Source organism: Pseudomonas gingeri (assembly GCF_013385635.1).
GTDB lineage: Bacteria > Pseudomonadota > Gammaproteobacteria > Pseudomonadales > Pseudomonadaceae > Aquipseudomonas > Aquipseudomonas gingeri_A.
This window is the reverse complement of sequence record NZ_JACAPR010000011.1, coordinates 387678-409416: the sequence shown is the minus strand read 5'-3', so window position 1 is coordinate 409416 and position 21739 is coordinate 387678. Positions and strand designations below refer to the sequence as shown.

The 21739-nt window shown below is 61.3% G+C and carries 16 protein-coding genes; 8 read left to right on the top strand and 8 right to left on the bottom strand.

Going from position 1 to position 21739, the window contains the following annotated elements:
• Positions 1 to 49 precede the first annotated feature (49 nt).
• The 7 genes from HX851_RS15790 to HX851_RS15760 all read left to right on the top strand — a co-directional run bounded on the left by HX851_RS15790 (position 50) and on the right by HX851_RS15760 (position 8230).
• Positions 50 to 1693 carry a J domain-containing protein gene (locus HX851_RS15790; RefSeq protein ID WP_177065785.1) on the top strand — a complete coding sequence of 548 codons (1644 nt, stop codon included), beginning with the start codon at positions 50 to 52 and terminating at the stop codon, positions 1691 to 1693.
• A complete protein-coding gene (locus tag HX851_RS15785; protein WP_177065787.1) occupies positions 1693 to 2649 on the top strand; it encodes a DUF3829 domain-containing protein in 957 nt (318 codons plus the stop codon). Before HX851_RS15790 ends, HX851_RS15785 begins: the two co-directional genes overlap by 1 nt.
• 129 nt (positions 2650 to 2778) lie before the next feature.
• On the top strand, positions 2779 to 3243 hold the full coding sequence (locus HX851_RS15780; protein WP_177059752.1) for a VOC family protein: 465 nt from the start codon (positions 2779 to 2781) through the stop codon (positions 3241 to 3243).
• Between the two features lie 158 nt (positions 3244 to 3401).
• Complete coding sequence (locus HX851_RS15775; RefSeq protein ID WP_177065789.1) at positions 3402 to 4277, top strand: alpha/beta fold hydrolase; 876 nt, start codon at positions 3402 to 3404, stop codon at positions 4275 to 4277.
• Between the two features lie 113 nt (positions 4278 to 4390).
• On the top strand, positions 4391 to 5704 hold the full coding sequence (gene dctA, locus HX851_RS15770; RefSeq protein ID WP_177059755.1) for a C4-dicarboxylate transporter DctA: 1314 nt from the start codon (positions 4391 to 4393) through the stop codon (positions 5702 to 5704).
• A 190-nt stretch (positions 5705 to 5894) separates the two neighbouring features.
• Positions 5895 to 6824, top strand: coding sequence for a LysR substrate-binding domain-containing protein (locus tag HX851_RS15765; protein WP_177065791.1), 930 nt, complete (start codon positions 5895 to 5897; stop codon positions 6822 to 6824).
• A gap of 209 nt (positions 6825 to 7033) precedes the next feature.
• Positions 7034 to 8230, top strand: coding sequence for a DUF2599 domain-containing protein (locus HX851_RS15760; RefSeq protein ID WP_256262727.1), 1197 nt, complete (start codon positions 7034 to 7036; stop codon positions 8228 to 8230).
• Positions 8231 to 8401: 171 nt separating this feature from the next.
• Here the strand turns inward: HX851_RS15760 and leuD are convergent, their stop codons facing one another.
• The 6 genes from leuD to HX851_RS15730 form a co-directional block, all read right to left on the bottom strand.
• A complete protein-coding gene (gene leuD, locus HX851_RS15755; protein ID WP_177065795.1) occupies positions 8402 to 9016 on the bottom strand; it encodes a 3-isopropylmalate dehydratase small subunit in 615 nt (204 codons plus the stop codon).
• Entirely contained in the window at positions 9013 to 10434 is a 1422-nt protein-coding gene (gene leuC / locus HX851_RS15750; protein WP_177065797.1) for a 3-isopropylmalate dehydratase large subunit, read from the bottom strand. The genes leuD and leuC overlap by 4 nt, the downstream gene beginning before the upstream one ends.
• Before the next feature lie 219 nt (positions 10435 to 10653).
• Positions 10654 to 11316 (bottom strand): DUF799 domain-containing protein, encoded by a 663-nt coding sequence (locus HX851_RS15745; RefSeq protein ID WP_177065799.1) that lies wholly within the window; start codon positions 11314 to 11316, stop codon positions 10654 to 10656.
• Positions 11313 to 11681 (bottom strand): DUF4810 domain-containing protein, encoded by a 369-nt coding sequence (locus HX851_RS15740; protein WP_177059765.1) that lies wholly within the window; start codon positions 11679 to 11681, stop codon positions 11313 to 11315. Before HX851_RS15740 ends, HX851_RS15745 begins: the two co-directional genes overlap by 4 nt.
• A gap of 30 nt (positions 11682 to 11711) precedes the next feature.
• Positions 11712 to 12389, bottom strand: coding sequence for a CsgG/HfaB family protein (locus HX851_RS15735; protein WP_177059790.1), 678 nt, complete (start codon positions 12387 to 12389; stop codon positions 11712 to 11714).
• A 324-nt stretch (positions 12390 to 12713) separates the two neighbouring features.
• Complete coding sequence (locus tag HX851_RS15730) at positions 12714 to 13400, bottom strand: hypothetical protein (RefSeq protein ID WP_177065801.1); 687 nt, start codon at positions 13398 to 13400, stop codon at positions 12714 to 12716.
• A gap of 16 nt (positions 13401 to 13416) precedes the next feature.
• Between HX851_RS15730 and HX851_RS38710 the strand changes: the two genes are divergently transcribed.
• The gene (locus HX851_RS38710) at positions 13417 to 13551 is read left to right on the top strand and encodes a hypothetical protein (RefSeq protein WP_256262710.1); all 135 of its coding nucleotides are present in this window, start codon (positions 13417 to 13419) and stop codon (positions 13549 to 13551) included.
• A gap of 228 nt (positions 13552 to 13779) precedes the next feature.
• On the opposite strand, the gene HX851_RS15725 is transcribed toward HX851_RS38710, so the two are convergent.
• Positions 13780 to 14373, bottom strand: coding sequence for a hypothetical protein (locus tag HX851_RS15725; protein ID WP_218173458.1), 594 nt, complete (start codon positions 14371 to 14373; stop codon positions 13780 to 13782).
• A gap of 2 nt (positions 14374 to 14375) precedes the next feature.
• Positions 14376 to 21725, bottom strand: a complete 7350-nt coding sequence (locus HX851_RS15720; protein WP_177065803.1) for a two-partner secretion domain-containing protein — start codon at positions 21723 to 21725, stop codon at positions 14376 to 14378.
• Positions 21726 to 21739: the final 14 nt, after the last annotated feature.

Here is a 21739-nt window from a genome sequence, read left to right as displayed (position 1 = left end):
CGAACAGCGGCAACATTCTCACGCCGAGGGTGCGCCCGGTGGTCGGCCGATGAGTTGCTGGGAAATTCTCGGACTGTCGTCGGACGCCGATACCCGCAGCATCAAGCGCCAATATGCCACCCTGCTCAAACAGACCCGCCCGGACGACGACCCGGAAGGTTTCCAGCGGCTGCGCGAAGCCTACGAGCAGGCGCTCGACTGGACGCTGACATGGCCACCGGCGCCCGTCATCGAACCAGCGCCTGTTGTCGAACCGATCCTGTACACCACCGCAACCGGCCTGTCCCCTGCTCCCACCGGCCCCAGCGCGGCACAACGGGCGGCCGCCAAATTGCTCGAAGGCATCACCCCGGCCTTGCTTGGCGAGCGTTTTGCCCGGGCGGCCGTTTATTACTGCCAGCGCGAGTTCGAAGAACATCTGCTGCTGCGCTGCCTCGAACCCGGGCCGGACTTCTGGGCCCTGGCCCACTGGGGGCTGGAGCATTTCGAGTGGTTGAGTCCCTGGCAACGCAACGACTTGCCGCAACCCGCCTTGCTCGAACTCTATCAGCGGCTGTTCCAGGCCCTGGAAGAGACCCTGGCAAACCTGCTCGGGCACGGCGACGTCGAAGGCTTCTGGCGCGAATACTACAACCTGGAGCAACTCGGCTGGCTCAAGGGCCTGGAGCGCCGAGAGCGCCTCAATGAGCTGCTGGCGAAGTTGCTGCTGGACAGCCCCTTCTGGTCGGCCAAGCTGTTCAACTCCGTCTGCAAGCTCAATCACTGGAACAGCGCCAGCCTCACGCCGAATTGCCCGGAGCCCTACTGGACACACCTGCTGGAACGCAGTCGCAGCGAAACCTTCCTGGCCAACCAGCTACATCGCCTGGATCTGCCACCGGACACCCCGGACAACCGGGTCGCGCGCCTGATGTTTGCCGATATGCCCCTGGCCCAGCGCCGCAGCTTCTCCCGCCGCTTCGAGAAAGAAGACTGGCAGGCCTGCCATCAACTGGCCCGGTCGATACAGGCAAGCCACCCGCGACTGCAAAGCCTGCTGCCCGACGGCAATGCCTTTTTCTGGCGTGAATGGGAATCCCATGACACCGGTTGGCTCGGCTTCGCTGCCGTGATGCTGGCTTGCAGCGTCGCGGCGGTACAGCATCATCTGCTGCCGGGCAACGGCCTGAACGAAACCGCCAGCGCCATCGCACTCTGGTCGCTGCTGCTTTGCGGGCTGAACGGCATCCTGCTGTGGTTCTGGCCCGGCATGGCCGACACCCTCTGGACGCTCGACCAGCGCCTGAGCCAGCGGCTATCGGCCAGGCTCAGCCCGCGCCGCCCGCCACCGTTGATACTGCGTGAACTGCTGCCCTGCTGGCTGGTGGCCGGGGTCATCGGTGCCTGGCTCGGGATCATCCCCCTGCTGGCGTACGGCGGCGCGATGCTGGGGATGGCCTGGGTCGACCGCCCGACAGCCAACCTGAAGAATACCTCGACCTACCCGACCTCCTGGTGGCTGGCCTGGGGCCTGATCCTGGTCATCTCGCTGGCCACCCTGGCCCTGTATGCCGCTCATGGCCTGACTGTCGCCGGTCGCAACCAGGGCCTGCAACCCTGGCCCGAACGCCTGTGCAGCCGAATGCCGGCCAGCGCCGAAGACTGCCGCCCACCGGCGACCCGGGAACAGTGGTACGGCAAGGAGGCCCACTGATGGATATGCGCTGGTTTCTCACCTTCGGCGTAGTGCTGATCTGCCTGATCTATGTGGCCATCGGCACCGAACAGCAGCAGAGCCGCTTCGGCCTCTGGCTCGACCGTCACAGCAGCGAGGAAATCGCCGAAGCCAACGCGCTGCGGCCGTTGATCAAGTGCATCAATGTGGCCGATGTGCCCTGGCGGCTCGACCGCGCAACTTCGGCCACTGCACTCAAGGCCGGCAACGCACCTGACGATTTCCCCTATCTGCAACGTTATGATGCCGACGCCATACGGCGTGATTTCTGCAAACCGGGCATCGTCTTCAAGGTCGGCATGCTCCCGGGTACACGGCAGCTGGAGCCGGTGGTGAATCGTTATACCTCGGCCTTCAATGATGTGCTCATGCGCCACGAGGCTCTGCAACGCTATTCCCCGGCCAGCGCCCTGTTGGCGATGAAGTTTCACGACACCTATTACAACGGCAAGATCGAAGCGTTTCTGGCGGCCTCGGATACGCTGCGCCCTCAACTCGAATCCCTCGACCTCGCCTTGCGCCCCAGGCAGTTGGAACAGCTGGAGCAGCGGCTGGGGCGCGACCAGCACTGGTACCTGCTGAACTACATGATCCAGGCCCGCGAAACCGTCAAACGCCTGGACGAGGCCGCCACCCGCCGGCAACTGGACCTGCCGTTGCTCGGCGCCGCCAGCGAAGCCCTGCGCCAGGCCCGGCAAGCGGGCGAGACCTATCGCGATAGCCTCCCCGCCAACCATCGCCGAGGTCCGGTTCACGATCTGTGGGCCTTGCTGGAACAGCCCGCGCAGCGCTACCAGGCCGCCCTGGAACAACTGGCGACGGACTGGCGCAACCGCGCCGAACCACAGGTACTGAGCGACGACTTCTGGAACGTGACCCATCGCTACGATGTCCTGCTGGCGCTCTACAACAAACAGGCGGATGTCGATTTCTAGCACCCACACCCCTTGCTGACATCCGCCGGCAGCACACTCGTCAGCTCGATCCAGGCCTCGCCGCCCGTGGCCTATAGTCAAACAGACGGCAACACCACCCGGTCACTGCCACTGGAAAGGACAACCACGATGAGCGTCAAAGCGATACCGCAAGGTTTCCATAGCATCACCCCGTACCTGGGCGTCAAACAGGCGGCCGAAGCCATCGAGTTCTACAAGACAGCCTTCGGCGCCAGCGAAATCATGCGCCTGGAAATGCCCGACGGCAGTATCGGCCATGCCGAACTACGGATCGGCGACTCGCCGCTGATGTTGGGCACGCCCTGCGACGAAGGGCCTTTTGTCAGCCCGGAGGGGCACACCTCGGTCGGGATTCACCTGTATGTCGCGGATGTCGACAAGCAGTTCGAAACCGCCACGGCGGCCGGTGCCAGGGTTATCCGCGAAGTTCAGGACCAGTTCTACGGGGATCGCAGCTGTACCCTGAAAGATCCCTTCGGCCATGTCTGGTTCCTGGCCACCCACAAGGAGGACCTGACCCAGGCCGAGATCGAAACGCGGGCGGCGGAACTGTTCCGGCAAATGAAAGGCTGACAACGATCGTTCCCACGCTCTGAGCGTGGGAACGCCTCACCAGGCGCTCCGCGTCCGCTTCTCTCAACACACTTCATGAACAAGCGCACCACGTTTTGCGCCTTGCCCTTGGCGCTGTGAGTTTTAGGATGTCGGCAACAATCATAAGGAGTCACTCCATGTTCGCCGGATTCCAGAAAGACCAGCGCCACGTCAACGGTGTGGACATTGCCTACCGCATCGGTGGCAGCGGGCCGGGCCTGCTGCTGCTGCACGGCCACCCGCAGACGCATGTCATCTGGCACAAGGTCGCCGACGAGTTGGCCAAGCAGTTCACCGTGGTCGCCGCCGACCTGCGCGGCTACGGCGACAGCAGCCGGCCGCCGGCCGACGAGCAGCACCTCAGCTACTCCAAGCGCGAGATGGGTCGGGACGACGTCGAACTGATGCAGGCCCTGGGTTTCAGACAATTCTCGGTCCTGGCCCACGACCGTGGCGCCCGAGTCGCCCATCGCCTGGCCCTCGACCATCCGCAGGCGGTGCAGCGCATGGTGCTGCTGGATATCGCCCCGACGCTGTCGATGTACGCCCAGACCGACGAAGCCTTCGCCCGCGCGTACTGGCACTGGTTCTTCCTTATCCGTCCGGCGCCGTTGCCGGAAAGCCTGATCGAAGCCAACCCGGAACAGTACCTGCGCAGCGTCATGGGTAGCCGCAGTGCCGGGCTCAAGCCATTCACCGACGCCGCCTTCAACGAATACATCCGCTGCATCAGCCTGCCCGGCAGTGCCCGGGGTATCTGCGAGGACTATCGCGCCAGCGCCGGCATCGACCTGGACCACGACCGCGCCGACCTGGAGGCCGGGCGCAAGCTGAACATGCCGCTGCTGGCCCTCTGGGGCGCCGAAGGCACGGTAGGTCGTTGCTTCAACCCGCTGCACGAGTGGCAGCAGGTCGCCACCGATGTACGCGGCAAGGCCCTGCCGGGCGGCCATTACCTGGCCGAGGAAATCCCGCAGCTACTGCTCGACGAAGCCCTGCCGTTCCTGCGCTGAACCACCGGGTCCGACCGACCTGAAACACTGACGTGAAACACCCCGCCCCCATGGGCCGCCGTAATGGCCCATGGCGGGATCGGCTTGCCTGAAACTCTCTCGAGATAATAAAAATGACAATCAGAAAACTGCTGGGAACCCTGTATGTGCAGGTCATCATCGCCATTGTCCTGGGGGTGCTGATCGGCAACCACTGGCCGCAGACCGGTATCGATCTCAAGCCCCTGGGCGATGGTTTCATCAAGCTGATCAAGATGATCATCGGCCCGATCATCTTCTGTACCGTGGTCTCCGGCATCACCAACATGCACGACGTGAAACAGGTCGGGCGAGTCGGCGGCAAGGCCCTGCTGTACTTCGAAATCGTCTCCACCCTGGCCCTGGCGATCGGCTTGCTGGCCGCCCACGCGCTGCACCCGGGTTCGGGCTTCAACGTCGACGTGAAAACCCTCGACACCTCGGCCATCGCCAATTTTGTCGGCCAGGCCCAGCACGGCGAAGGGGTGATCGGCTTCCTGTTGCATGTGATCCCCACCACCTTCTTCGACGCCTTTACCCAGGGCGAGATCCTGCCGGTGCTGTTCGTCTCGATCCTGTTCGGCCTGGCACTGGTGATGGTCGGTGAGAAGGGTCGCCCACTGGTGGCCGTGATCCACCAGGCCAGCGAGGTGTTCTTCCGTATCGTCGGCATGATCGCCCGCGTGGCCCCGATCGGTGCCTTCGGCGCGATCGCCTTCACCATCGGCAAATACGGGCTCGGCTCGCTGCTGCCGCTGATGAAACTGGTCGGCACCTTCTACCTGACCGCGTTTATCTTCATCACCTGCGTCCTGGGCAGCATCGCCCGTTATGCCGGTTTCAGCATCTTCCGCCTGTTGGGCTACATCAAGTCCGAACTGCTGATCGTGCTCGGCACCAGCTCGTCGGAGTCGGCCCTGCCGCAACTGATCCAGAAACTGGAAAGCCTGGGCTGCTCCAAGGGAGTGGTAGGTATCGTGGTGCCCACCGGCTACACCTTCAACCTCGACGGGACCAATATCTACATGACCCTGGCGGTGCTGTTCCTGGCCCAGGCGACCAATATCGACCTGACGCTGGAGCAGCAACTGACCCTGCTGGCAGTGACCATGCTGACCTCCAAGGGTGCGGGCGCGGTGGTTGGCGCAGGCTTTGTCGCCCTGGCCGCCAGCCTGGCGGTGGTGCCGACCGTACCGGTGGCGGCGATGGTGCTGATCCTCGGCGTCGACCGTTTCATGGCCGAGTGTCGCTCCCTGACCAATATCATCGGCAACGCCGTGGCAACCCTGGTGGTAGCGGCCTGGGAAGGCGAACTCGACCGCAGCAAGATGACCCCGATTGCCCTCAAGCGCGGACGCAAGGCCGTGGCTGCCCAGGCAGAAGCCGACGCTGCCAAGGTCGCTCCTTGACCCTGTAGGAGCCGGCTTGCCGGCGATGAGGCCCTTGAGCCCGGCGGTGCCTATCCAGACGCTATCGCCAGCAAGCCGGCTCCTACGGAATGTGTGCCGCCCTGCAGATCGCAATGGCGCGATCATTCTCCGACTTTCTCAGCCAATGCTATTCTGGCGGCTTCTGCCGCCAGTGTTCGTTGCTTCGCCCATGAGCCAAAAGAAAGACACCGTGCCCCTGCCCGAAGACCTCCGTGTATTCCTGACCGTCATTCGCAAGGCCGGCTTTGCCGCGGCCGCCGATGAGCTGGGGTTGTCGCCCGCCTACGTCAGCAAGCGCATCCAGATCCTCGAAACCACCCTGGCCACCCGCCTGCTGCACCGCACCAGCCGACGCATCGCCCTGACCGAGGACGGCGAGCGGGTGCAACGCTGGGCCGTGCGTATCCTGGAAGACTTCCAGCAACTCAACGACGAACTGTCCGAAGCCCATGACAGCCCCAGCGGCCGCCTGCACCTGTGCAGCAGCTTCGGTTTCGGGCGCAATCACGTGGCACCGGCGCTGTCGTTGCTGGCCGAGCGCTACCCGGACCTGGAGATCCGCCTGGACCTGTTCGACCGCGTGGTGGACATCGTCAGCGAAGGGTTCGACCTGGAGATCCGCGTCGGCGACGACATCCCCGGCCAGCATATCGGTCGGCGTCTGGTGAGCAATCGCCGGGTGCTGTGTGCCGCGCCGGCCTACCTGCAACGACGCGGCACGCCACAGCAACTGGGCGACCTCGAACAGCACGATTGCCTGGTGCTCAAGGAGCGCGACAACGCCTTTGGTATCTGGAACCTGGAGCGCAATGACCGGGAGAGCAACGACAGCCAGGACAGCGTGCGGGTCAGCGGCCCGCTGTCGTCCAACAGCGGCGAGATTGTCCTGCAGTGGGCCCTGGACGGCCGCGGCATCCTCTTGCGCTCGCTGTGGGACGTCAAACCGCTGCTGGAACAGGGTCGGCTGGTGCAGGTGCTGCACGACTACACCCAGAGCGCGAATGTCTGGGCGGTGTATCCGACACGTCTGGCCTACTCCGGAAAGCTGCGGGTCTGCGTCGAGTTCCTGCAGGAACACTTCCGCCAATTGTCGATCTGAGAGCTGCCGCACGAATCGGGATCGTACCCACGCGGAGCGTGGGTACGATCATCCCGTGAACCTCGTCACGGGACGCTCAAAAACTCCTTCATTTTCCGCAAGCCCTTCTATTCTCAAGCCATTGCCAGAGAGGCAGGCCGACACCGGCCAACGCTTTCACACCACACGGAAGTAGCATGATGAAAAGCACCAGAGCGCCCATCGCCTGCATGGCGGCTGTCCTTGGCCTGTCTTTTTATTCCGGCGCGCACGCCGACCAGGGCAGTGACACCGTCGCCCGCCTCAACCAGCTCTACAACGATACCCGACAGGATTGCGGCGGCCCGTCCAAGCCGGCGTTCCTCTGTTCCGGGGTCCTGTTCCGGGCCACCTGGCCGTCCACCGACTACCAGTTCTACAGCATCAGCCCGAAGAGCCAGGCCAGCGGCGGCGTCTCGGCATCGTACCTGCGCAAGGACTCAAAATTCCGCAAACTGGCCTACGGACTCACCAGCGGCTTTATCTTCGACACCATCTTCGGCAATCCCAAGGACCATCAGGATTATGCCGTGCTCTGCTCGTTCCCCATCGACGCCGCCACCGACGACCGCCAGCAGGCCGGCTGCACCGATTCGCGCCGGACACCCGGCAGCGTGGAGAAATTCTGCAACGAGATCGGTGTGACCACCGCCGAACAATGGGGCGCCAACTACCGGCAGAACGGCGGCGATCATTCGCGCCAGTGTTCCTTCGACGTACGCGACGAGCGCAACACCGCGGCCGGTCCGGCGTTCTACCAGAGCATCCGCGCCATGGGACAGATCGCCGCCGAATCCTTCGGCACCCAGAACGAACTGCGCCTGGCCAAATGGGAAGAGAAACCACCCATCTCACCCTCGATCCTGGCGTTGTTCTATGTCGAGGACAGTGGCCTGGAAGGCGCGCGCCTGAACCAGATCCAGTGGTACCAGGCGACCCAGCGCTACCTGCCGATGATCAACATGAGATTGCCGCAGACGCCGCAGCAGGACGCAAGCTTCGTCTACGACAACAAGAAACAGGTGATCTACCCCACCACCGAACGCAACAGCTGCGACCGTTATGTACAGAGCGCAGTGTGGGTGGAACGGGACGACCCGGGCTTCGGCAAGAAAGTCATGACCCTGGAAATCACCCCGACCGATTGCGGACGGAAGATCCAGGATAACCAGACCAACAATTTCTTCAATGAACTGGCGTCGGAGCACTACCTGGACGCGAACTGGAAGAACAATCCGGACAACCGTGACAGCACGGTCGGCAGCATGCGCCGCCAACTGGTCTGCCACTTCAACATTGCCCGCAACAAACCGCAGTGGAACCTGGAACCGTCCCGCCCCTATACCTCCAACGAGGACTCCATCGCCAAGGGCTGCAACAACACCTGACTGCGAATAGGTAGCCTGTTCGCGGGCAAGCCCGGCTCCTACAAGATTGTGTCATGCGCAGAATCTGCGATCGACGCGGTACTGTAGGAGCGGGCTTGCCCGCGAAGACGTCGGAACAAACGCCACAAGCCCCAGGCAGACAGACGCTTCATCTACCGCCACAAACAATATTCAGCTCAACCAGGGATTGGCCTGCAGGTGCGCCCGTTCGAACGCCTTGATCTCGTCGCGCCGCTGCAAAGTACTGCCGATCGCATCCAGCCCCAGCATCAACGCGGTCTTGCGCAAGGTATCGATCTGGAATTCGATCACGCCGCCGTCCTGCAAGCGAATCTGCTGGCTCTCCAGGTCAATGGCTATCTCGGCGCTTCGCGGCTGGCTCACCACCTGCCCCAGGCGCTGTGCCGTGACCTCGTCGAGGGTGATCAGCAGCACACCATTGCGCTGGCAGTTATCGTAGAAGATCCCGGCGAAACTGCTGCCGATCAAGGCGCGGATCCCCATCTGCTTCAAGCCCCACACCGCATGTTCACGGCTGGAACCGCAGCCGAAGTTCGGCCCCACCACCATGAAGCTCGCGCCCTTCCAGGCCGGCTGGTTGAGCACGAACTCGGGATTGGGCTCGCCCGAGGGCAGGAAACGCAGGTCGAAGAACAACCCGCGGTCCAGACCGTTGCGGTCAATCCCCTTGAGAAACTGCTTGGGCATGATCACATCGGTGTCGATATTGGCCGCCAGCATCGGCGCCGCCTTGCCGGTGACCTGGGAAAACGGCTGCAGGGTCATGGGCGTTGCTCCAGGGTACGGATATCGGTCAGGCGTCCGGCAATCGCCGCCGCCGCTACCATCGCCGGGCTCATCAGGTGCGTACGGGCACCCGCGCCCTGGCGGCCTTCGAAATTGCGGTTGGTGCTGGAGGCACAGCGATCGCCGGGCTCCAGGACATCGTCGTTCATCGCCAGGCACATCGAGCAGCCCGACTGCCGCCACTCGAAACCGGCCTCGATAAACACCGCCGCCAGCCCTTCGGCTTCGGCCTGGTCACGCACCTGGGTGGACCCCGGCACGATCATCGCCCGTACATGCTTGGCCACCTGCTGGCCGCGCACCACCCGGGCCGCGTCGCGCAAGTCCTCGATACGGGCGTTGGTGCACGAGCCGATAAAGGCGTGGCTGATAACGATCTCGCGCAGCGGCATACCGGCTTCCAGGCCCATGTAGTTCAAGGCCCGACGCATGTCCTGGCGCAGGATCAGGTCGCTGATGGCTTCCGGGTCCGGCACGTTCGCGCCGATGGGCGAAGCCTGGTCCGGGCTGGTGCCCCAGGTGACCATGGGTTCCAGGACCCCGGCATCGAGGTGCACTTCACGATCGAACCGAGCACCGACATCACTCTTCAGTTCACGCCAGCGAGCCACCGCCTGCTCCCACAGTTCGCCCTTGGGTGCCCGCGGCTTGTCCTTGAGGTAGGCGAAAACCTTTTCGTCCGGCGCCATGAAGGCCCCGCGCGCGCCCGCCTCCACCGCCATGTTGCAGATGGTCATGCGGGCCTCGACACTCAGGGCATCGATGGTCGAACCGCAGAACTCGATGGCATAGCCTGTGGCCCCGGAGGCGCCGATCTTGCCGATCAGCACCATGATCACGTCCTTGGACGTCAGCCCCGGCGCCAACTCACCGTCGACGGTGACCCGCAGGGTTTTCAGGCGCTTGTACACCAGCGTCTGGGACGCCAGCAGATGCTCGATCTCCGAGGTGCCGATGCCGAAACCGAAGGCGCCGAGGGCACCGTAGGTCGTGGTATGGCTGTCGCCGGCGGCGACCACCATGCCCGGCAGGATGAAGCCCTGCTCCGGGGCGATCACATGTTCGATGCCCTGGCGCTTGTCGAGCACGTCGAACAGCTCGATGCCGAAGTCGGCACAGTTCTCGGCCAGGTACGACACCTGGCGGGCGCCGCCGGCATCGGGCATGGCGGCAACGCGCTTGGGCGCGGTGGGGTTCACATGATCGACCACCGCCAGCGCGGTTTCCGCGCGCCAGACACCGCGCCTGGCTTCACGCAGGCCGCTGAAGGCTTGCGGGCTGGTGTATTCGTTGATGACCTGACGGTCGATGTACAGCAGGACATGGCCCTGGTCGTCGAGGCGACACACCGTATGGGAATCGATGTGCTTGTCGTAGAGGGTTCTTGTTGGAGTCATGGTGGCGCTCGCAGAAATGAAAGTACGCGAGGCTGTCGGATCACGGTCAAAGGCCGACAGGCGTCATGGCAATCATAGGCGGCAGGCGGAGCGCATCAATGGCGGGACGGTGATGGCGAGGAACATGGATCGTGTTTGATCGGCGCTTGCGTTGCGCAAGCGCCGAGGAATTTGTACGGCCCAGCCTGGAAACGACCGGCACCGTAACCTTGCAGGCTATCAGTCCGTACCGTATTTCGGCGAACGTGGCCCGTAGAGCAGCCCGGTAGTGTGATTCACGGACATCAGGCGTCGACTGGCGAGGCCGGCAATCGGGTGACCGGCGTCGGTGGAGCTGTTGATGATCTGCTTGACCGCCGCCGTGATCAGCATGCCGACCAGGCCGCCCTGGTTACTGTTGTTGCCCTCTTCGCTCGATGCCGTCGCGCTGCCGGTCCACAACGTGGTGCCGGACTTGAGGTCCACCAGCTTGGCATTGGCGGTCACAATGGTGTTGCTGCTGAGCACCATGTACTTGGTGCCGTACTGCGTCACCGTGATGTACATCGCGGCATCGGCGCCGAAGATCTCGCGTAGCTTGACCGGCGAGGTGTTCTGGATTTCAGCAGGCGAGCTCAAGCCGTTCTGCTTGAAGGTTTCATCCACCAGCGCCACCGGCATCACATAATAACCTGCCTCGGCCAACGGAAACGTCACCTGTGACAACAGGCTGTACGAGCCTTTGATATCCGGCGACTCATTCACGGGCGGTAGGACCAGGATGGTCCGCGGACGCGCCTGCTTGTAGGCGGAATAATCGAGACTCTTGATCGGGTGCGCGCACCCGGCCAGCAGGCTCACCATGATCAGCCCACCCATGACACTCAGAAAGCGCAGGTTCATGGCTTGCTTCCTTTTTGTGCATTGCTCAGCAGAAAGTCCATGTAGGTTCCCGACTCGGGAAACAGTGCCTTCTCGGTCTGGAACTGCTGCACCATCTGGTCGTCCTTGCCCAGGCTGCCATACAGCAGGCCCAACTGCGCGTGATAACCCGGCGGCGCGGCGCGGTTGGTGGACTTGATCTTCTGCAGATCAGCCTCCAGTGCCGCGACCTGCGCTTCCTTGGATTCGCCTTTGAAATACTCGTAGACCTGAGGCTCGTAGCCTTCCCACTGATACAGCGTCTTGGGTTGCTGGGCACATCCCACCAACACCGCGCCACCCATCATTACCGCGACAAACCGCGCCGAACTGAACACCTTGCCCATAACCCCTGGCACTCCCTGTTATCGAATGAATTAGTGCTGGCCCGGTTTCCAGGCGCCGCTGTCGATGGCATCGACCATTTTGTTCACCGCCTCGCGCATCGCCAGGTCGAGGACCTTGCCATTGAGGGTCGAGTCGTAGCTGGCGGTACCGCCGAAGCCGACGATCTCGCGGTTCGACAAGGCGTACTCACCCGCGCCCTGGGTGGAATAGACCACTTCGGAGGTGGTGATATTGACGATGTTCAGGGCGACCTTGGCGTAGGCCACCTGGGTCTTGGCGCGCCCCAGGATGCCGAACAGCTGCTGGTCGCCGGTCTCCTTGCGACCGAACTCGGTGACATCACCGGTGACGACATAATCGGCGCCCTTGAGCTTCTGCACCTGCGACTTGATGGCCGCTTCCTGCTGGATCTCCGCCATATTGTCGCGGTCCAGCACGCTGAAGCGGTTGGTCTGCTGCAGGTGGGTAATCAGGATGGTCTTGGCCTGGCCGCCGAGACGGTCGACGCCATCGGAAAAGATCCCGCGCATATAGCTGGAACGGTTATCGAACTTGCCGACGGCGATCGGCGTGCGGACACCGGCATAAGGCCGGTTGACGCTTTCGACTTGCTGCACCGGCAGCGCCCGGGAAGTCTCCTGGGTGGTACAACCGATAACGGACGCCAGCGTGAGTGCCGCCATCCCTGAAACCATCACCTGCGACATCTTTTTCACGCAGTACACTCCTGGAAAATCGGATTTTGGAAAATTGCGAAATGGGTGAGTCGACTGGCTTGCCAGGCGCATGGCGAGGCTTGTCTGCGCTGGCGCAGTCAACGACAGAGCCTGGATTCAGCGGGGGTCAATGCGTTATTGCCCTGCGTTTGCGAATGCTCCGGGTATCTGACAGAGGTGTTTCGAAGAGGGGGTATTGCAAGACGGCAGCGCCGCGAGGAACCTCATCCCGAGGGTGACAACCCACATGTACAATCCCTCGACACATTTGATATCAATTTAATGGCAGCATCATAAGGTGGCGGGATTTGGGCGTCAAGAATCACGCCGACGCTTGCCGAGCCAGTGGGCGACTGTGTACAGCCCTCCCGCGACCAGGCCAATAGAGATGAAAATCGCCATCCCCGCCCAGAACAGCGGTGGCCTGGCCGCTGGCGTACAGACCTCCAGAACCGACGGCATGGCGGTTATGATCCAGATCAGCAGACCGGCGGCACCACCGCCGATGACGTAACGCCAGCCCGTGGTGAGAAACCGCTCCACCAGCCAGAGCAGCGGCCAGCACACCAGCATGCTGAGCAGTGCTCCGATCAGGAAAAACAGGACAAAGCCCGGCAGGACCTCTCCCTGGCCAAAGAACAGCACGACAGCCACCGTGCCCAGGGTCAAGCCTCCCGCGAACGGCACGGCAATGATCGACCGCCACCCGCGCCGCGCAGGCGAGCCGTTCCTCGACGGCCAGTTCTCCACCCAGTAGATGGCCAGGCTGTACGCCATGCCCAATACCAGCCCGCCCACCACCGCCACTTTCAGCAAGGAGCCGGAAAAACCGCCGAAGAAGAGGTAGATCACCAGACCCTGGATCAGGCCGCCGCACACCAGCACGGCGCACAGGCGCAGTTCGCCGTTGGGCTTCATTTCCCCCCCCGTGGGCTGAGGACTACCGCCCCAGTTGAAAAACGGCGTGTCCTTGAGGTAGTTGATGACCGGGCTGTTATTCATGAACTCCTGCTTTTCAATGAACTTGGTATTACCGCCCCAGACCATGCCCGCCATCCAGCTGTTGGAGTTGAACAACGGGCTGCTGGGTTTCGATATCGAAGCCACCCGACGCCGTGGGCACCACCGTGCGCACCAGACCATGAGCGCATGAGCCATCGTGGAAACTGCTGGGACTCTCAGTTCACTTAAGGTCTTGCGCCCCAATAGAATCAGGATGGTTGGGCGTCAAGAAATCGCGGAGGCGATCACGCACGCCCTCAGAGAACACGGGAACTCTGGCAAGATCGGAAACCAGCCCACACTCTGGACAGTACCCTATATCGTTATGTCTCTGAAAATGCAGTAATGGATATCTGAAAATACTCACCCCTCCAGCAAATCAAGATCTCGATATAACCGTCAGGGCTCTAATTGTCTGATCTGGGCTTTCGCTCAAATCCCCGCCATAGCCAGTAACCTCTAAACCACCATAGTTTTCATCCGTACAGAACCACTCCTCTGCATCATCGAAGTCTAGCTCTGTATACTTCAAGAATTCACTTACCAAATCTCCGAGGCCGATACCTTCTTGAAGTTTTCCTGCATATGAATTTACCGGCAGCTCTTCGAGCCTCAAATTCTCAAACATCCACACCTTAACCGCAAAAACCTTCCAGGAACGAACGATTACGTAAAGAGCCCGAGGATCTGCTCCCGCATGATCAGATGTACTAAAATATAGCCGCCAACCAGTTAACTCCCGATCAAAAACCGAGAACCCATAGCCCCCGTCGCCATTAGAATCCAACTCTTTCCCCAGTGTTAAAATAGGAGAACCCTGAAATTTGTACAACCCTCTCGATTCGTCAATAACATACCGAGAAAGATTTTTTTCAAAATCTTCCACAGATATACCAAGAGGAATTCCCGCAAGAGATTGCGAGGGAACAATCCCAGCTCGCCAAGAGATAACAAAATCACCATTTTCTGACATGGTCACTCCGGAACCCACAAGTTTTTAGAGGATTCGAACACCACTTTCTTTCCCTGCGGATTATAATAGATAGTATTTTTATCATAAATAGGCTCTCCATTCTTGAAGGTAGGCCTATACTCATAAGGATCTACAACCTTCACCTTGCTACCATCCTTGTAAGTAATCTTATAATACTCACCAACATGATCCGAACGGACTTCCTTACCAACAGTTGACGGACTGTATTGAACCTTGACAATACCTGTCGCACTTCCTATCACATCAAATACCTGAGCATTCCCGGAGGAGCTTCCTCGCACCGAGGGAGCTGTCATTGCGCCATCCATGGTAAATGACATTTTGAGATTATCCACAGAGCTTCCCCAGACACTCCAAGGTACCTCAACTATATTTCTAGGAATAGCCGCCTCTGCCGCCAAAAACTCGCGCATTCCTTCACGGGAAAGCGATGAGGAAGCAGGCGGCGGCTCATCACGGGGCCGACCGGGATTTCCAGGTAGAACATCAACATACCCGCTACTCGCTGAAGTAGAAGACGTCCCCTTGGCTCCTCCGGGAACAACGGTTGCCGACAGACCTGGGGCGTTAAATGAAAACGGATTAAATCCTGATTGATCCAACCATTGACCGAAGGCAGGAGCCCAACCGGGATCCCAATTTATAAACATCTGTGCAACTTTTTCAATGTGCAGTTGGCCGGCCGTGGTCCAGTCACGAGTATTGCCACCACCGATCCCGGTAAATTTCCCCAGAATGTCCGCAGCTTTTCCTTCCGGAAGTACAGCGACCAAGTCGTCTACGGCCTTCGAACCAGCATCTATTTCCGCACGAACTTCGGCACAAGTGTTCGTCGCCTGGCACTCCATGAGCCGCTTACGATTAGCAGCATCTCGAGCATTAGCCTCCGCCTGCAGGGCATCACAGGTTCCTTCAGCCTGGCATCTTTTCGCTTTCTCGGACAGTTCCTGAACATCCCTATGGTTCAAAAAATTATATTGCGTTGCGTTCTCTGCGACTGAAGCTGCTACACCAGCATTTCCTCCCGAAGCCACAGCTCCCAGCACCCCGGCAATCTGTGTAAGTGCCGTCAAGTTCGCCTCGGCTCTTATGTATTCAGTCGAGCCGGGTATCAAGTTCTTGGGCATCAACTTATCGCCGAACGCCCCAAGCAAAAGCTCATTGGCACCGCCTGCAATAGCACCTGTCTTGAAATCGCCTCCCATAGCCTTCGACAGTAACCCGCCCAGGCCCGCGTGCAGGAGAATCTTCTCCAGACTTCCTTCATCCAGCCCCAGGTCGCCGATTTTCCCGGCGCCGACTGCACCGCCAATACTGATCGCCGCGCCCTTCGCGGAACTAGCAAGGTTGTCCTTGAAACTACCGCCATAAACAGCCGTCTTGATCACGGCATCCGCCGTCACCTTCAGTGCAACGGTCTGCGCACTCTGCAGGTTGAAACCCAGCTTGTCAGGACTGTAGCCAAGGCCTTGTGTCACCCCCGCGGTAGCGAATGACACGGCATAGCCTTTCATCGCATCCGAGGACGTCACGTCCTTGAATACCGCCCCCAGGTTTCCGCCGTTGTTGATAAAGCTGGTCGTCGCGTTGGTCGCGGCGCCAGTGGATACGGCCGCGACCCCTGCCGACAACAATGGTGCGCCAGTACCCATGGCGGTCAGCACAGCAGGCCCGACAACCGCCGCCATGATGATCGCGATGATCAGCTGCGATGCCGGCCCCAGCCCCGACGTGTTGTACTTGAAGGATTCATGAATTTCCTTCACCTGCCGCCAATCGACATCGCCGCGCTGCTCGGCATCCTTGAGCCAGGCCAGCTTGGGATCGGCCTTGACCATCGCGTCGATGGTCTGGCTCACCGATTGCTGGTCGACCTGCTTGATATCGATCTTCAGGCCTTCGACAGCCTTGATGGTGATCTTGCCGGCAGCGGTCAACTGGCTCTGGCGCAGGCTCTCGTCGGTATTGCCCTTGCCTTTCGCGGAGTTCCAGAAGGAATTGTTATTGGTCTTGGTATGGCTCTCGTCATGCAGGTCCTTCACGCCCTCGAAGACAATCGCCCCGCCGCTGTCCAGCGTCAGGTCCTTGCCGCTCTCCAGGTTCGCCACCTGATAACGCTGGTCACCGCCGCTCTTGAGCGTCAGGTCACCGCCCGACTGGATCTGGCTGCCGACATGGGTGACCTGGGTCACTTCGTCGCGCTTGAGCTTGAGATTGCCGAAGCCGCCCTTCTCCTTCATGTCGTAAAGGGTATGGTCGTTGTTCTGCTTCGCCAGCAACTGCAGGTCGTTCCCCGCAGTCACCTCAAGATCCCCGCCGGACTTCAGGTTGCTGGAAACTATTGTCACATCATGCTTGGCAACCGCCGTCAGGTTGCCCCCGGCACTGAACTCGCTCGCCACCTGGCGGGTATGGCTGTCGACCTCCTCGATGCGTTTCTTGCCCTTCTTGGTGTGGGTCTCGACGCTGTTTTCATCTTCCGCCGAGGTCAGCAGGATGTCCCCGGCGGCGCTGACCTCAAGGTCTTTACCGGCCTTGGCGGTACTGGCGACGGCGTTGATATCGCGCCCGGCCTCCAGGAGCAGGTCGCCCTGGGCACTCACCCCGGAACCAAGGTTCTTGACCTCGGTGGTCACGGTGTTCTTGTGCCCGCCGTTCTTGATGACATGGGTTTCGCTGCTGTCGGCAACCGACAACAGATTGATGTCACGACCCGCCTTCAGACGGGCATCGCCGGCGCTGCCGATCTGACTCTTGTTGGTCAGATCCTGCCCGGCAATCATGCTCAGGCTCCCCGTCGCGGCGATGTGGCCGCCGTCATCGAGCACCGTGCGATAACCGGCGCCGTCCCCCACCAGAATGGCCGTGCGGTCATTGACGATGTCGCCCGTCAGCGCCGTCAGGCTGACCTGGTTGCCACGGATATCACCGGACAGGGCATTGCGAATGCTGTCCTGGGCCATCATCGAGATATGTTGACCCGCTTCAGCCAGACCTCCGTTGTAGATGCTTTCACCGGCGATCACACTGAGGTCGTTGCTGGCCCGCAAGGTGCCGACGCTGACCAGGTTGTTCCCGGCGATCAGGCTGACATCACGCCCCTGGACCAGGCTGCCGCCACGAATGTCACGAGAGTCTACCTTCGCCAGGTAAAGCACCGGCACCAGGACTTTTTCGCCCTGTACTTCGCGCTCTTCCATCCAGACGATGTCGTGGGTCAATGACGCGACCTGGGACGAAGTCAGGCCGACACCAACGGTCAGATTGAGCTGATCCTTCGAGGCGATGGCGTTGTCCATCAGGTAGCGGAACTGGTCGTAGTCGCTGGTCAGGCCATTGGCCAGGAAGCGCTGGCCGGTCTGGGCAAAGACCGCATCGCTGACCAGGCGGGTTTCATAACCACCGTCGCCGAGTCGGCGCCAGGCCTGTTGATTGTCATAGCCCAATTGTCCGAGCATGTAGTCCGAACTGAAGAAGCTCTTCAGGTTGGTCAACTGCGGGTTGGTCTCGATCAGGTACTGGCCCTGAGGGTTGCGGCTCTGGGTAAACATGCCGTAGTCGCCCTGGGGCAGGCGGAACGTCGGCAGGGCCGTGGGATCGACGGAGACGAACGGCGAGCCGCTGAAATCCGCCGGCACGAAGCTGACTTCAACACTGCCGTCGGCGGCGATATGCTCGACCCGCGTCACGTCTTTCGGTGCCTGGGCCGGCGGGCTGCTCGGGTTGACCGCGATATCGATGCCACCGACCCGCGCGCCCAGCTGGTTATCGCCCATGGAGCCGGTCAACTGCGCCAGGGTGTTGTCCACCAGGCTGCCGTTCTGGATGTTCTGGGTAACGTTCAGGCTGACCTTGCCACCGGCCTGGATGGTCGCGGCATATACCGTGCTGCCATCAGAACTCCAGGTGGTGACGTCGCTCATCAGGCTGAAACGATCGTCGGCGGAACGACTGATCAGTTCGTTGAAACGAGCCTCATCGAAACGGCCGGCGGCAACGGCGGCATTGAACGCCGGGACGTCGCTGGATTCCATCTGGTCCCAGTAATCGGTATCGATCCTGCCGGGTGTCCCTATCTGAATAACGTTGTAGCCCGACCGCGACACCGCCCCCTGGTTGAGCAAGCTGCCCGCCGTCAAGCTCAGGTCGCCGTTGGCCGCCATCAGGCTGTAGCGATTTTCGATCCGATCCGCCTGGGCCGTGAAATTCTTGCCGGCCACCAGCCGCGAGGCCGCGGAGTCCTTGATGGCCTGTTCGTTGAAGACCTTGGTGATGGTGATCGTGCCACGCTTGAACGAGTCATGGCCGCCACAATGCTGGCCGCAGACCCAGGAGAGACTGCCGGAGATGGCCCCGCCCTTGCTCATCTCGAACTCGGCCTTGGCGTTGATCAGCTCCATGGCCTTGAGGTCGAGATTGCCTTCGCTTTCGACAGTGCCGGAGAGGTTGCTGAACAGTCGCGCCTTGCTGTCGTCCAGGGCGGCAAAACTGAGATCGCCCTTGCTGTAGATATCGCCGTAGAAGTTGCTAAGGCTGTCGCCGCGCACACTGAGGTCGGCACCGCTGAACAGCAGGCTGTCCTTGTCGTTGTAGACACCATTGGCCGCCGTCAGCTTGACCGCCTTGAGCGCGCCCAACGTGCCGTGGTTGTTGATCCGCGCGGCCTCGATCGCCAATGCCTGGTCGGCCACCAGCCGCCCGAGGTTTTCCAGGGTGCCTTGCAGCGTGAGACGGGTGTCGCCAGCGCTCGCCAGGCGGCCGTTGTTCTGGGTCAGGTTGACGGCGCTGATATCCAGGGTCTTGAGGGACGAGATCACACCGCTGTTAGTCAGGTCACCCGCCAACTTGAGGGTCACGTCGCCGTCGCTGACCAACTGGCCGGCGTTGTCCAGGCTCGCCACGTCGAACTTCAGTGCCCCGGCACTGGCGATACGCTCGCCGGCGGCGAGCGCGAGTGCCTGGCCGCTGGTATAGCTCAGGCCATTGTTGAGCTGCCAGCTGCCGACCCCCTGCACAGCACCGATTTTCCAGTCGCCGCTGCCCAATCCGGTCACGTGTCCCTGGCTGCCCTGCAGACTGACGAGCGCGAGGCTGAACAACCCTTGGGCGGCGTGCTCGATCCGGCCCCCGGTATTGTTCAACAGGGCGGCGTCGAGACCGAAGGCATTACCGCCCACGACAATGGCGCCACCCTGGTTGTTCAGGTTACCCTTGAGCGCGATATGGCTGGCATCCCCCTTGAGCGCGCGCAGTTGACCGCCGCTGTTGTCGAGACTGTCGCCATCGATTGCCAGGTTACCGGCGGACTCCACCAGGCCGCCCCGGTTGATCACCCGATCCACGGTCAGCTCGAGATTGCCCTTGAGGCTGGTAATCAAACCCAACTGCCCGTTCAGTGCGCTGTTGTCGAGGTCACCGGCGGTGATCTTGATATCCGCGCCCTTGAGGGTGCCGCCCTGGTTGCTCAGCACGCCCTTGTTCAGCAGCAATGAAAGCGGGCTGCCCTCGGCCAGCACCGTACCCTGCTGGTTCAGGACCCGGTCGGCCACCAACTGCAATCCTTCGCTGCCGGCAAGTATCTTGCCCTGCTCGCGGTTATCGATCTCGGCGGCCAGCAGTTCGATCTTGCGGGCCAGTACCTGACCATTGCGGTTGTCGATCCTGCCCTTGTCGGCGGTGATCTGCAGTTGTTCGCCGACCACGATGCCTTCGCGATTGTCGAGATTCGCGGCCACGACTTCAATCGCGCCGGTGGTGGACTGCAGGCGGCCGCCATGATTGTTCAGGTCTTGCCGGGCATTGATCTTGAGCTTGCCGGCCTCGGCGCTGACCCGCCCTTTGAGGCTGTTGTCGAGACTGAGGATATCGGCGGTCAGGGTATTGGCGATCAGTGCGCCGTTGCGGTTGATGATCTCGCCACCGCTCAGCACCAGGTCGGTACCGACCAGCACCTTGCCATCGCTATTATCCAGTTGCTCTTCGGCATGTACCCGGGCAGCACCGCTATTGGCGCTGATCAGGCCATTGCGGTTGTCGATCCGGGCAGCGCCGACCTCGACATCGGCAGCCACCAGTTGGCTATTGCGATTGTCCAGGGTCTGATCGGCCTTGACCTCGATTTTCCGGCTGGCAACCACACTGCCGGTGTTCCGCACAGACTTGCCGAGCAACGAGACATCGCCCTCGGCGTTACGGCTGCTGTCCTGGTTGACACCTGCGTCGATGCTGCCGGTGTTGCTCAGTTGGCCGCCACTTTCCAGGCGAATGCCATCGTGGGCCGCCAGGCTTTTATGAGTGTCGAGATCACCGCGGGTCTTGATGTCGAGACTGCCGCCGGCATACACGGGACCATTGGCCTCCAGACTATCGGCCTTGACCTTGATGGCCTCACTGGAGATGGCCTGGGCCATCGTCAACTTGCCATTGGCGTCGATCTGGATATCGCCCGCACTGGTCGCCATATCGCCGGCCAACCGCACGCCAACGCCTTTTTCAGTGCCTACCAGGCGAATTGCACCGGCGTACATCCCGCCCAGGGCCGAACTGTCGATGGCCAGTTCGGGCACCAGGCTACCGTCGTCGGCCCGCGCGACCACTGAAAGATCATCGACCTTGACGTCGTTGCGACCGGTAATGACATTGAGCTTTTTCGCATAAAGCTCGGCATTGATCCTGGCGCTGCGGGTAATCAGGTCGAACTGATCGACACCTGCGGCCTTGAACCCGGCTCCCTCGATACTGATGGAACCGCCGTCCACCTGGAAATGATCGACCTTGCCGTTTTCGATCACGGCCTTGCCGGTACTGAGGGTGACTCGCGGCGTATTGATAAAGCCGCAGCCGTTACAGCTGATGCCATAGGGGTTGGCGACGATCACATGCGCCGACTGCCCCGCCACTTCGGTATAACCGCGCAACTGGCTCGGACTGCCGCCATTCACCTCATTGAGAATGACGTTGGCGGCGGCGCCATTGAAGTTCGGGTTACCGAGAATGATCCCGCCCAGTTGCGTGGACTGGGTACGATTCGTCGAGTTGTTGAGGATGAGCCCATTCGCTCCGACGTTGTAGTCCTTGAACTGGTTGTGGGACAACCCGTTGGCATTCGGCGCGGCGATGTTGACGATGGGGACGCCGTTGCCCGCCTGGCCGAGCGTGGTGCCCGGCGCGCTGACCACGATCCCATCCGCCTGGGCCCAGAGCGGTTGCCAGAACATGACGTTCGCCAACAGGAACGCCAGTCCGCGCTTGGGCAACCCCAGGAAGTGCTCGCGGTTTTTCAGGACAGCAGAAGGTTGGCGCGCAAGGAAGGCGAACTGGCGAACGTCCATGTCAAAAAGTCTCG

Excerpts from the sequence above, each read along its gene's own strand:
- HX851_RS15790 (WP_177065785.1), top strand. The coding sequence starts at position 50 with ATGAGTTGCTGGGAAATTCTCGGACTGTCGTCGGACGCCGATACCCGC.
- HX851_RS15785 (WP_177065787.1), top strand. The coding sequence starts at position 1,693 with ATGGATATGCGCTGGTTTCTCACCTTCGGCGTAGTGCTGATCTGCCTG.
- HX851_RS15780 (WP_177059752.1), top strand. The coding sequence starts at position 2,779 with ATGAGCGTCAAAGCGATACCGCAAGGTTTCCATAGCATCACCCCGTAC.
- HX851_RS15775 (WP_177065789.1), top strand. The coding sequence starts at position 3,402 with ATGTTCGCCGGATTCCAGAAAGACCAGCGCCACGTCAACGGTGTGGAC.
- dctA (WP_177059755.1), top strand. The coding sequence starts at position 4,391 with ATGACAATCAGAAAACTGCTGGGAACCCTGTATGTGCAGGTCATCATC.
- HX851_RS15765 (WP_177065791.1), top strand. The coding sequence starts at position 5,895 with ATGAGCCAAAAGAAAGACACCGTGCCCCTGCCCGAAGACCTCCGTGTA.
- HX851_RS15760 (WP_256262727.1), top strand. The coding sequence starts at position 7,034 with ATGGCGGCTGTCCTTGGCCTGTCTTTTTATTCCGGCGCGCACGCCGAC.
- leuD (WP_177065795.1), bottom strand. The coding sequence starts at position 9,016 with ATGACCCTGCAGCCGTTTTCCCAGGTCACCGGCAAGGCGGCGCCGATG.
- leuC (WP_177065797.1), bottom strand. The coding sequence starts at position 10,434 with ATGACTCCAACAAGAACCCTCTACGACAAGCACATCGATTCCCATACG.
- HX851_RS15745 (WP_177065799.1), bottom strand. The coding sequence starts at position 11,316 with ATGAACCTGCGCTTTCTGAGTGTCATGGGTGGGCTGATCATGGTGAGC.
- HX851_RS15740 (WP_177059765.1), bottom strand. The coding sequence starts at position 11,681 with ATGGGCAAGGTGTTCAGTTCGGCGCGGTTTGTCGCGGTAATGATGGGT.
- HX851_RS15735 (WP_177059790.1), bottom strand. The coding sequence starts at position 12,389 with ATGTCGCAGGTGATGGTTTCAGGGATGGCGGCACTCACGCTGGCGTCC.
- HX851_RS15730 (WP_177065801.1), bottom strand. The coding sequence starts at position 13,400 with ATGAATAACAGCCCGGTCATCAACTACCTCAAGGACACGCCGTTTTTC.
- HX851_RS38710 (WP_256262710.1), top strand. The coding sequence starts at position 13,417 with ATGAACTTGGTATTACCGCCCCAGACCATGCCCGCCATCCAGCTGTTG.
- HX851_RS15725 (WP_218173458.1), bottom strand. The coding sequence starts at position 14,373 with ATGTCAGAAAATGGTGATTTTGTTATCTCTTGGCGAGCTGGGATTGTT.
- HX851_RS15720 (WP_177065803.1), bottom strand. The coding sequence starts at position 21,725 with ATGGACGTTCGCCAGTTCGCCTTCCTTGCGCGCCAACCTTCTGCTGTC.